This is a genomic window from Paenibacillus sp. FSL P4-0113, assembly GCF_038009305.1.
In the GTDB taxonomy this organism is placed as follows: domain Bacteria; phylum Bacillota; class Bacilli; order Paenibacillales; family Paenibacillaceae; genus Paenibacillus; species Paenibacillus polymyxa_D.
Window position 1 is genome coordinate 1,679,846 of record NZ_JBBPAZ010000001.1, and the last position, 11,911, is coordinate 1,691,756.

The following is an 11,911-nucleotide window of genomic DNA, read 5'->3' on the forward strand; positions in this document are numbered from 1 at the left end:
ATTCTATTTTCCCGTCATTTCTGTAGGAGCTGAAAATCCATCTTTACTGAACACACTCATAGCTTCATCTGTTCGTAGAAAATCAAGAAACTCTCCTGCTTCCTGGCTGTGTTTGGTTGCTTTTACAATGCCTTCAGGATACAGGATGGGTGCGTGCAATTCCTCGGGCACTTCCAGTGCTATGACCGTTTTATCGGATGATTTGGCATCCGTTAGATAGACGAGTCCTGCATCGGCGTTGCCTGTTTCAACATAATTTAATACCTGTCTTACGTCCTTGGCGAATACCATCTTAGGTTCCAGCTTGTCCCATAGCCCAGCCTTCGTTAACGATTCTTTAGAATATTGTCCGGCGGGAACGGTAGTAGGCTCCCCAACAGCCACTTTCAGGAAAGAAGGACCCATCAAGTCATTGAGCGTAATGCTTTTGTTATCTGTGCTTTTCGCCTTATCTTGCGGAATAACCACAACCAGTTTATTTTGAAGTAGCACGTTATCCTTTTCCACCAATGAAGCATCGGTTAATGCCTTCATTTGCTTCATGCCTGCCGAAATAAATACGTCAGCGGGTGCGCCTTGCTCAATTTGTTTTTGTAATGTACCAGATGAAGCGTAGTTAAAGGTAAGTTTGATATCTGGGTGCTTTTTCTCATACTGGCCCTTGAGCGTATTCAGACTATCTTGAAGACTCGCAGCGGCAGAAACGACTAGTTCTGTCTTGGGTGCGGACTGTGCCGACTGTACAGCAGCCGGAGACGAACACCCAGCCAGAACCCATGCCAACAATCCAACGAACGTGAATATGTACCCAAATTTCTTTTTCAACTTGTTCTTCCCCTATCCTATAAATTCCAAAATGAGATAGCGAAAATAAGGAAGCATTGTACATCTCATAACGGGTCGAATCTATTGGGTCAACCCAAATATTTGTGATAAATTGATCTCGCCTCGGCGATGTCCTTCGTGCCATGAATTAAGACGCGACCATCCTGAAAAAGAACGATTCGATGCGTCCCGATAACAACGGATACCAGGTATGGATTATGCTCCACTTTGCCCCCCTGACGGGATAACAAACGTGCCGCTTCATTCAGATCACGTACAGCACCCGAAGCCGGGCGGATTTGAACCGTATCTCGTCCGCACAAGACAGCCGTTTTAGCCTGATGCTCCGATTGTAAAAAAGGATACACTGGGTGCTCACCACACGTTGGACAATCGGCTTTCTTCATGGCGCTGATTTGGATTGCCTGATGCTGATTGTTCCACAGATCGAAAGAAATCAGCTTATTTTGCAAAGCCGAATCGTCCCCTGTGAGCAGCTTCAATGCCTCGGCGCTTTGATAAGCCGCTACCATCTGTACAGCCGGGCTAATCACACCGACCGTATCACAGGTTGCACCGCCGAGCGGTACAGTTCCGAGCAGGCAATGCAGGCACGGTGTCTGCCCTGGCACGATGGTAAAGGTTGTCCCATAACTACCTACACATGCCCCGTAAATCCAGGGTATTCTGTGCTTGACCGCATAATCGTTCATAAGCAAACGTGTATCGAAATTGTCAGTGGCATCTACGATGAGATCCACCCCTGCTGCGATATCGTCGATTTCCTCCAGCGAGACGTCCCGGACTAGCGCACGAATGTCCACGTCCGAATTGGTTTGCTGCAATCGCTTCTGCGCGGCCACTGCCTTGGGGATCTGATTACGGGCATCCGCTTCGTCATAGAGCTGTTGGCGCTGCAAATTACTCCAGTCTACATAATCACGGTCTACCAACGTCAGCCGTCCGATGCCCGCTCGCACCAGCATGTCAGCATTGGCAGTGCCCAGTGCGCCGGCCCCCACCATCAGCACGTGCTTACTACGGATATTTTGCTGGCCTGTCGGTCCAATTTTCGAGAATAATTCCTGTCTAGAATAACGGGCATGAGACGTATGCGCATGTGCAGCAACCTCTATTTTCTGGATCTTGTCCATTTCTGACATCGTTGATTTACGCCTCCATACTTATCCATTGAATAGCTACAAGTTGATCAGACAAGCTAAAAGCTTAGATGTCCTCGCCCTTATTTGAAAGCTTTGGGGTACTTTGAGGGTTCCAGCCACCCAGCTGATGCCCCTTCCATTCTGAGCCGTCCTCCCACACTTCCTTTTTCCAAATCGGTACGATTTGCTTTAACCGTTCAATGGCATGGCGGCTGGCTTCATAGCAAGTATCGCGGTGTGCAGCTGAGACAGCAATCACCACACTCGTCTCTCCAATTCTTACCGTGCCAAGCCGATGTGTAATCGCAGTACGTGTGGAAGGCCAACGTTCTGCAATTTCGTCACCAATCTGCTTCATCGTGTTCATGGCCATCGGGACATACGCCTCATATTCAAGCAACACCGTTCGCTGACCTTGCGTAAATTCCCGAGTCGTACCATTAAAGGTCAGCGAGGCGCCATGAGAAGGGTCGAGTACCTTTGAGGTTACTTCATCGGCATCAATCGGGTCGTACGTAATGGCAAATAAACCACATTTTGAAACGACCGTCTCCATCCCGGATGCTGACTGATGAAGAGCAATTGCATCTGATGGAAGCACAAGTTCATTTGGAGAAGCCAGCTTTTTATGATGGGTAAAAAAAGAACCTGCCAGTTGTGAAGCCACTTCCGGGTACAGCTCATTCAGCCTTTTTCGAATGTCTGCAATGGTCACCGCTTCCTGTGAAAGTTCTACCGTGATCACATCACCAAGTTGCTCCGCCATATCTGCGAATAGTTGAATACGATATTGCATATGATCTGCCCCCTTGCACCTATTCTATCGAATTCACCTATCCTATTAAATAAAATCTACCCTCCTGAAACCGGAGGAATAATCGCAATCTCATCATGTATACTCACGAGGTCCTCAGGAGCGGCGTAGGCTTGATTTCTGGCAACAAAAGAACCCTGCAACTGAGCTGCTGATTCAGGGAAACGCTCGGATAGCAAGTCTTTTAATGCGGCAACGGTCATCGTTTCTTGCTCAGTAGGCACCATAATTATAGGCCCTCCCATCTGTTCCGCAAGTCCAGCAAATACTTGAATATGATAGTTCATTTAACATCCCCTCCTTTTCAGTACAGTGACTGCCCACCACATATGTACCAAGAAAAACCAACATGAATGAATACCTCGAAAGGTTTTATTCCATGCTGGTTAACTATGACGGTGTACATTGAAGATTATTATATTATATTTTAGATTCGACCAGTTCATCAATCCGTTCGGTATGCGTATATACATTCAGAGAACGACTGCGTATAAAGCCAACGGTCGTAATCCCCAGGTCCTCAGCCAACTCAAGTGCAAGCTCTGTAGGAGCTGACTTGGACAAAACAACTTCACAGCCAATCTTCGCAACCTTCAACAAAATTTCAGACGAAATGCGTCCGCTGAATACTATGATTTTGTCTTGTAATACAATATCATGTTTTAGGCAATGCCCATAGATTTTATCTAGCGCATTGTGTCGGCCGATATCTATTCTGGATAGGATCATCCCGTTTTTATCGCACAGCGCTGCATTATGAACACCACCGGTCTCCTGAAACGTAAGTGCCGAGTTTTGCATTAAATTCATCAAACGAAAACAATCGTCAAAAGACAGCGTAACATGGGTGTCATTCATTCTTTTTGCCACTTTGGCATCATTGATAAAATAAAAGCCCTGTCTACTTTTTCCGCAACAGGAGGTAATGTACCGTTTGGAATGAAAGTTTTGATAAAACTCATTCATTCGACGGGTTTTAATATGAACAAAGCCTTCTTTTTCCTGAACCCAAATATCTTCGATATCATCGTACCGTTGAATGACGCCTTCAGAGGCCAAAAAACCTACTGCCATATCCTCCACATACTCCGGTGTACAAACCATGGTAGCAAATTCCTGCTGATTGATTTTGATGGTCACCGGATGCTCCGTCACCACCGTGTCTTCAAAACGCTTGATCTGACCGTCACGATAACGGAAAATCTCACGTTTCACCTCAGCTGGCTTTTCCATGTGCTCCACTCCCTCATTTCTGACAGGCTGGCTCTCCGGCTCACCCGCCGATGTGTGACATTTCAATTTTAGACGTTGCTTGCTGTGTATGATTCAGCCGTTCCTCTGAATAGCGGTCGGTACGGTCTCTCCAAACACGCTCAATGTAAGCTCTAATCTCGTCATCGGACTGTTCGGAACGTAGCATCGCGCGAAGCTTGTACCCTTGAGAGGCAAACAGGCACGTGTACAAGGAGCCTTCAGCAGAAATTCTCGCTCGTGTACATGTGGAGCAGAAGGCGTCCGTAACAGACGAAATAATACCGATTTCCCCGTCCCTGTCCTGATACCTGTAGCGCGTCGCCACCTCACCTTTGTACTGGGGTGCGACAGGCTCTAACGGCATATGCTCGTGAATGGCTTCGATGATCTGCTGCTTGGAAACGACCTGATCCAATTTCCAGCCATTGGTGTTGCCTACATCCATAAACTCAACAAAACGTAAAATATGCTTTTTCTTTTGGAAATAGTCGGCCATGGGAACAATATCCTGATCGTTAAAGCCCTTTTGCACGACCATATTTATTTTCACCTGCATCCCTGCTTGATCCGCAGCCTCAATACCATCCAGCACCGCCTTTACGCTGCTTCTGCCCCCGTTCATTTGGCGGAACCGATCATCATCGAGCGAATCCAGACTAACCGTCACTCTCTTCAGTCCCGCCTCTCGCAGTGCTGCAGCATATTTAGGCAAAAAAACGCCGTTTGTCGTCATTGCAATATCTTCAACCCCATCGAGTTGAGTTAACGAATGAATAAGCGAGGACAAATTTTTCCTCAGCAACGGCTCACCACCAGTAATACGCAGCTTCGTAACGCCCAGCGAGACAAAAATACGGGAAAGGCGTGTAATTTCTTCAAAGGTCAATATTTTTTCTTTTGGCAAAAACGGATAGTCATGGCCAAATATTTCTTCCGGCATACAATATCGGCACCGAAAATTACATCGGTCTATGACGGATATTCTTAAGTCCCGTAACGGACGATTCCATTGATCGTCGCTCCGGTTCGCCATCCTGTTCACCTCAATCCGTCTTCATTAATAAAACTCTTTACCCTTTTAAATCGGAACGGTATTTCCATTCATTTTATACTGAACCAAAAAACCGGCATCACAACAACTTCTTCGCTTATGAATATCGAAGAATCTGCTAAATGCCGGTTAATTTATCTACATCAGGATTTTACGAATCCCACATCATGCGATATAGAAAAATCAAACTAACAAGCGCTGCGACAAATAAAATATACGCGATTCCCACGTACACTCCATTTACGATTGCTCAGAAATAGACTACATTCCTATTGTTAGCAATCCTGGAACGTTTGTCAATGATTTTTCGTTTTCTCAAACGATAATCATTATCAATTAAAAAAATAGTAATGTACCGTTGAACTATCTTAAATTTTACGTTATAGTTACACGAGATAACATGCAGAAAATGACATATCTAAGTTATTCAGAAGTTATTGATATACAGACGGTGCGTACTGTTTGTTATTAATACATATTCAAATGGCGGATTGGCCTCCAGGACCTAGAGCTTGGTCACTACTCCACCATAAACACAAGTGCTGGAACATGAGCACTTGTGTTTATGGTGGAGTTTTTTTATTCCTAATTTTTAAATTTAAAATCTGAAAGGAGCCTGAACCGTGACTGATAGTACGATCAAAATTACATTAAACGGACAGGAACTGAAAACGAAGAGCAGCGCAACGATTCTTGAAGTGATTAACGAAAACAATATCGCCCATCCCCAGCTGTGTTACGTTCCCGAGGTCGATCCGATCCGTACCTGTGACACATGTATCGTGGAAGTGGACGGAAAACTTATGCGTTCTTGCTCGACATTGGCTTCGGATGGAATGAATATTCATTTACATTCGGATCGCGCGAAAGCAGCTCAAACCGAGGCTATGGACCGATTGCTGGAAAATCATCTCCTCTACTGCACCGTATGCGATAATAACAACGGTAATTGTACTTTGCATAATACAGCAGAGCTTATGGAAATTGAACATCAAAAATATCCATATCAACCGAAAGTTGACCCAACAGAAGTAGATATGTCTCATCCCTTCTACCGATATGACCCCAATCAATGTATTGCATGCGGCCAATGCGTAGAGGTATGCCAAAACCTTCAGGTTAATGAAACGCTGTCCCTCGACTGGGAGGCTGAACGTCCTCGCGTCATATGGGATGACCGGGTTGCGATTAACGAATCCTCCTGCGTTAGCTGTGGTCAGTGTGTAACCGTCTGTCCATGTAATGCCTTGATGGAGAAATCTATGCTGGGAGAAGCAGGCTTCATGAGTGGCATGAGCAAGGATTTATTAAATCCGATGGTGGATTTAATAAAGGAAGTGGAACCGGGCTATAGTGGGATTTTTGCTATTTCCGAAGCCGAAGCAGCGATGCGCGAAACCCGTACGCAAAAAACGAAAACCGTCTGTACGTTTTGCGGTGTAGGTTGCAGCTTTGAGGTTTGGACCAAAGGCCGCAAAATTTTGAAGGTACAACCTACCTCTGAGGGACCTGTTAACGGTATCTCGACATGCGTAAAAGGAAAATTCGGCTGGGATTTTGTAAACAGCGATCAGCGTCTGACCTCCCCTTTAATTCGTCAAGGTGACGAATTTGTGGAAGCAACCTGGGAAGAAGCACTGAGCCTGATGGCCAGTAAAATGGGAGCTATTCAAGAAACTTACGGTGGCGAAGCACTCGGCTTTATTTCTTCGTCCAAATTTACCAATGAAGAAAACTATTTGATGCAGAAGTTGGCTCGTCAGGTCTTCCAAACGAATAACGTCGATAATTGCTCACGGTATTGCCAATCTCCTGCGTCATGGGGGCTGCAATACACCGGAGGCATCGGTGGAGACAGCGGTACGATTAAAGATATTGCCAAAGCAGGTTTGGTCATGCTGGTCGGTTGCGCGCCGGGAGAAGGTCATCCCGTGCTGGCTACGCGTATCAAACGTGCGCATAAGCTGCACGGTCAAAAGTTAATCTCGGTCGACCTGCGCAAGCATGAAATGGCAGAACGCGCTGATCTGTTCATTCGTCCGAAGCAAGGTACTGATTATGTATGGTTATCCGCTGTAGCCAAATACATCATTGAGCAAAACTGGCATGATGCAAAATTCATTGAAGAGCATGTAAACTTCTATCCTGAATATTTGAAATTGCTAGAGCGATTCACCCTGGACTTTGCCGAACAGGAAACTGGTATTTCCAAAGAGACACTGATTCAGGTAGCGACTATGATTCACGAAGCCGACGGCACTGCCATTTGCTGGGGCATGGGTGTGACGCAAAACATCGCAGGCTCTTACACTTCGATTGCGATTGCCAATCTGCTGCTGGTGACTGGAAACTTTATGCGTCCGGGTGCAGGCGCATATCCGCTTCGCGGACATAACAATGTTCAGGGTGCTGCCGATATGGGTACGATGCCGGATATTTTCCCGGGCTATCAGCCCGTGACGAACGATGACATTCGTGCCAAGTTTGAAGCGGCCTACGGTGTACAAATCCCAGGTCAGCGCGGACTGGACAACATTCAGATGCTAGAAGCCATTGAAACAGGTAAGCTTAAAGCGATGTATATCGCTGGAGAAGAGATGGCATGGGTGGATGCCGACTCCAACCATACCCAAGAAATGCTGGCGAATTTGGATTTCCTTGTCGTTCAAGATGTATTTCTGAGCAAGACAGCTGAATTCGCTGACGTTATTTTGCCAGCCGTACCTTCACTTGAAAAAGACGGAACCTTTACGAACACCGAACGTCGTGTCCAGCGTTTATACGAAGCACTCCGCCCTATGGGAGACAGTAAACCGGATTGGTGGATTTTCAGCCAATTTGCCAAGCATATGGGATTTGATTGGGATTACAGCCATCCAAGTGAAATTTTTGAGGAAATGGCGTCGCTCACTCCATTTTTCTCCCAATGTAATTATGACGTATTGGAAGGCTGGAACAGCTTCCACTGGGGATCGCCGGATGGTAGCAATACACCGCTGCTGCACACCAACGGCTTTAACTTTCCAGATAAAAAAGCGCGTTTGGGACTTTTCGAATATGTACCACCAAAAGAGTACCCTGTTGAATTCGATCTGACCTTGAATAATGGTCGACTGCTCGAACAGTTTCATGAAGGAAATATGACGACCAAATCAGCGGGTATTCAGCTCAAACTTCCAAAAGTATTTGTGGAAGTGTCACCTGAATTGGCTAAGGAGCGCGGAGTCACAGACGGATCGCTGGTTCGATTGGAATCCCCTTATGGTGCGGTCAAGCTACGCGTTCTGGTTACAGACCGGGTGCAGGGAACTGAAATTTATGTGCCGATGCACTCTACCAGCCATGATGGTGCTGTCAATCTGTTAACTGGTGGAGCGTTCGATGTGGTCACCCGTACACCGGCCTATAAACAAGCCAAAGTACGGATGCAAATTTTGGAGGTAGATGGTCAAAATCCACTCCCACGTATTAATCCGCGTTACAAAAAGCGTCACCCGCAAAATGGGGTTGAAGTGGACCGTAAGTGGAATCGTCCCGGTTATGTTGATTTGGTAGATCAAAAATAAGGAGGTCGAACCGTGGCTAAGCCTATTTCAATTGTGAGAAAACGCATTTTGACAGAAGAAGAACGCCAAAAACAATCGCTGGATCAGCTTACTGCTGATCTGGCGGACAATGGAGCGGCACTGCAGAAGACACTTGAAATCGTACGTGAGCTGCACGATAGTGGTCTTCTCGAAGCAGCCCAGTCTATGCTAAAGGCTAAAGAAAGCATCGCCAAAATCGCTGTAGGACAAGCGACGCGTAAGCCTGTGACGAACATCATCAATAATCTCATGGGAGCAGCCGGAATGCTGTCTGAGGTAGACCCCGAGCTGATGAAAAAGCTGACAAACAGCGTTACTAATGGCCTGAACGAAGCCAATGAACATCTAAAACAGAATAAAAAGACTCGTCTGCGCGATCTTATGAAGGCGATGAATGATCCAGATGTAAACCGTGCAATGGGATTTGGCATTCATTTTCTCAAAGGAGTGGGAAAAAGTTTGTCAGATAAATAACTTATAGAGCGTGAGGGTTGAAGACTAGTAACAATGACAATAAAAAGAGCTGGCTCCGAAAACGGGGGCAGCTCTTTTTATTTATTTTTTATCCACTTGCAATAGCGTCACCGTTTTAAGAGAAACAGCATCTTTTATTTGCTCCTCTGCGATGACCTTGAGCTTAAGCAAACTGGCAATCTTCGACGTATCCGGCTTGGAAAACAAGCGCCATAGCTGCGGATCAGGCAGTGAATCATACAGCTTTGTATGATCGTATTCCTTACGGTGCTGCTGCACAATCTTGACCCGATAGTTGCCAATTTCCCAATCTGACACTTCCTGCTGCGCACAATGAGCGGTAATGTCATTACGCAAATCAGTCAGTTCACCTTCAATTTCTTTTTGCTTTTGCTTTAACTGGTAGTATCGGCGCACCTTGTTTTCCAATCCCATCACGCTCCTCTGCTTACATATGTATGTTTGCAGAAGTGTTTTAGGACAAGTTTTGTGATGTTAGGATTGAAGGCATAACTGCAAAAGCATTTCCCGGGTAATGGAAAGATTTTAGGATACTGCAAAATCCTTATTTAGATATATTCGCTCCTGGATTTACAGGCCCTGCTCCTCGGGATTTCTCCTTACGCTTCATATAATTGGCCCAGTATGCCGTCAGAATAGGTACCAAAATCGAGGTCACAATGACCGAAGCGGCAACTAAGGCCGTTGCAGATTGCGCAACAGGCAGGAACTCAGGCTTGATATTGGCGACAATGACTGGGTTCGCTACTGCTGCACCTGCTGTACTGGAAGCTGCGATCCCTGCTGTACCGTTGCCACCACCGATATATTTGTCCGTCAAAATTAGTGGAATACCTGTAACTAGAATGACAAAAATACCCAATAAAATACCAAGCATACCTGTCTGGACAATGACACTCAAGTCAATGGAACAACCAAGTGCAAAACCGAAAAATGGAATTAAGGCTTGCGTTGCGTTCCCAAAATACTTTCGGAAATCATGATCCAGATTGCCCAACATAAAGCCGATCAAAAATGGTAATACCGCCCCCACAAATGTCTGCGGTTCGAAAACGGCCAGTCCGGTGCTACCCAAAATAATCATGGTCACTAATGGACCCGATTCCAGTGACATCAGTACAAATGCTCCCGCCTCTTCCTTGGAGCCATACTGCTGCATAATGGAGGCGTATAACCCGCCGTTCGTCATATCCATAGCCGAGATCAGCGCCAGCACCGACAAACCTGCAAATAGCCCACTTTCTACACCCCCAACAGGCAGCAATCTGGATGCAATGATCGCCACTACCCACGCGACCGCGATTTTAGTCAATACGAGCGTTCCTGATTTACGCAATACAGTACCCGTCGCTCGCACATCTATAGAAGCCCCCATACAAAAAAACCACACTGCTAAAATGGGTACCGTACCTGTCATCAGCCCCTTGGTAAAAGATCCAAAATAGTCGCCTGCCCATGGAGTAAATGTATGAAAAAGCGCGCCAATAAACAGCGGCACCAGCATAATGCCCCCTGGAATTTTATCAATGTTTTGTTTGATTTTCATAACTTCGTTCAACCCTTTCGTTTTTGCCAATGCAAAAACAAGGCCGTGTCACTTGCGGCTCAAACCGAGCTCGGGAATCAGTCTCGCGAAGGTATCATGACTCTCCTTCAGTTGTCGCGCGAATGCGTCTGCATCCTGGACACGCAATCCCAACCCATGCTTACGCATTTCCTCCCTGAATTCCTCGTCTTTCGTTCCCTTGATCAGTGCATCCGTTAGCGTTTGAGCAACTGCATCCGGTGTATCCTTAGGCACAGCCAGCCCTCTCCAAGTGCCGATAAAATGTACACGCAGCCCAGTGGCTTGCTGTAGTGTCGGCACTTTTGGAAACGCTTCCGAAATAGTGTCTGACTGGATCGCCAGTATGCGAAGTTTCCCTTCGTCCACGTATTTCTTCACTTCTGCGGGACTGACGGGTACAGCATCCACAAATCCGCTCATTAAAGCGGAGACGGCTGGGCCTGCTCCCTCATAAGGGATATGGGTAAAGCGGACTCCACTTTTCTGTTCCAGCATTGCGGCAGCAAGGTGCCATATGCTCCCTGTGCCTGCATTCCCCATTTTAAGCTTGCCGGGATGGGCCTCAGCATCCTCCAGAAATGCCTCTGCTGTCTTCCATGGTGCATCCGCCCGGACCGTAATGGCGGAAGGGTCCATATTGGTTTGAAGCAGCGGCTTAAATCGCTCATAGGTAAGCGGTAGCAGTCCCAAATGAGGCAACGTAGTCAGCTCAGCGACCAGATACGTTACGGTATAACCGTCCGCCTGCGCCTCAGCCCCTTCCATCAGCCCGACAGAACCGCCTCCTCCCGTTCGATTAACGACGATGATCGGCTGACCGAGATGCTTTTCGGCGGCTTTCGCCAACGCTCTCGCGGTAATATCCGTACCGCCTCCGGCTGCATAAGGAACGACGAGGGTTATTGGCTTCGTAGGAAATATACGGCTGTGATCCTGCAAGGTGCGGTGATCCACATATTCACTGATACTCAAGGCAGAAAGCATAGCTACTCCCGCCGCAACCAGCACATATTTTTGCCATGGCTTTTTCTTCATTACGTTTCCTCTTCTCAAAAATGAACTGGGCCCGTCATGCGCCCGTTTTCACCTCCAACGTTTTCGGTCTTGTTGTTTGCGTTTACATGAAGTCAATGTACCGCAACGTGGAGGGCTACA

At 46.7% G+C, this 11,911-nt stretch carries 11 protein-coding genes; 2 read left to right on the top strand and 9 right to left on the bottom strand.

What is annotated here, in order from left to right; all coding sequences use genetic code 11:
- Positions 1 to 3: 3 nt before the first annotated feature.
- From modA to moaA, 6 genes are all read right to left on the bottom strand, one after another.
- Complete coding sequence (gene modA, locus MKX46_RS06955; protein WP_039274513.1) at positions 4 to 825, bottom strand: molybdate ABC transporter substrate-binding protein; 822 nt, start codon at positions 823 to 825, stop codon at positions 4 to 6.
- Between the two features lie 89 nt (positions 826 to 914).
- On the bottom strand, positions 915 to 1,988 hold the full coding sequence (locus tag MKX46_RS06960; protein ID WP_029515414.1) for a thiazole biosynthesis adenylyltransferase ThiF: 1,074 nt from the start codon (positions 1,986 to 1,988) through the stop codon (positions 915 to 917).
- Positions 1,989 to 2,052: 64 nt separating this feature from the next.
- Positions 2,053 to 2,784, bottom strand: a complete 732-nt coding sequence (locus tag MKX46_RS06965) for a molybdenum cofactor biosynthesis protein (RefSeq protein WP_069010422.1) — start codon at positions 2,782 to 2,784, stop codon at positions 2,053 to 2,055.
- A gap of 56 nt (positions 2,785 to 2,840) precedes the next feature.
- Positions 2,841 to 3,089: a MoaD/ThiS family protein gene (locus MKX46_RS06970; RefSeq protein ID WP_039274509.1), complete on the bottom strand. Its 249-nt coding sequence runs from the start codon at positions 3,087 to 3,089 to the stop codon at positions 2,841 to 2,843.
- Between the two features lie 133 nt (positions 3,090 to 3,222).
- A complete protein-coding gene (gene fdhD / locus MKX46_RS06975; protein WP_039274507.1) occupies positions 3,223 to 4,035 on the bottom strand; it encodes a formate dehydrogenase accessory sulfurtransferase FdhD in 813 nt (270 codons plus the stop codon).
- Between the two features lie 40 nt (positions 4,036 to 4,075).
- Positions 4,076 to 5,089, bottom strand: a complete 1,014-nt coding sequence (gene moaA, locus MKX46_RS06980; protein WP_069010421.1) for a GTP 3',8-cyclase MoaA — start codon at positions 5,087 to 5,089, stop codon at positions 4,076 to 4,078.
- A 641-nt stretch (positions 5,090 to 5,730) separates the two neighbouring features.
- On the opposite strand from moaA, the gene fdhF reads away from it, so the two are divergent.
- Positions 5,731 to 8,673: a formate dehydrogenase subunit alpha gene (gene fdhF / locus MKX46_RS06985; protein WP_069010420.1), complete on the top strand. Its 2,943-nt coding sequence runs from the start codon at positions 5,731 to 5,733 to the stop codon at positions 8,671 to 8,673.
- Between the two features lie 12 nt (positions 8,674 to 8,685).
- Positions 8,686 to 9,168 (top strand): DUF1641 domain-containing protein, encoded by a 483-nt coding sequence (locus MKX46_RS06990; protein WP_039274499.1) that lies wholly within the window; start codon positions 8,686 to 8,688, stop codon positions 9,166 to 9,168.
- Between the two features lie 81 nt (positions 9,169 to 9,249).
- Here MKX46_RS06990 and MKX46_RS06995 read toward each other — a convergent pair whose 3' ends face one another.
- The 3 genes from MKX46_RS06995 to MKX46_RS07005 all read right to left on the bottom strand — a co-directional run bounded on the left by MKX46_RS06995 (position 9,250) and on the right by MKX46_RS07005 (position 11,791).
- The gene (locus tag MKX46_RS06995) at positions 9,250 to 9,603 is read right to left on the bottom strand and encodes a hypothetical protein (protein WP_029515421.1); all 354 of its coding nucleotides are present in this window, start codon (positions 9,601 to 9,603) and stop codon (positions 9,250 to 9,252) included.
- A 130-nt stretch (positions 9,604 to 9,733) separates the two neighbouring features.
- Positions 9,734 to 10,735, bottom strand: coding sequence for a 2-keto-3-deoxygluconate transporter (kdgT, locus tag MKX46_RS07000; RefSeq protein ID WP_340956224.1), 1,002 nt, complete (start codon positions 10,733 to 10,735; stop codon positions 9,734 to 9,736).
- 48 nt (positions 10,736 to 10,783) lie between these two features.
- Positions 10,784 to 11,791, bottom strand: a complete 1,008-nt coding sequence (locus MKX46_RS07005) for a tripartite tricarboxylate transporter substrate binding protein (RefSeq protein WP_341071030.1) — start codon at positions 11,789 to 11,791, stop codon at positions 10,784 to 10,786.
- Between the last annotated feature and the right edge of the window lie 120 nt (positions 11,792 to 11,911).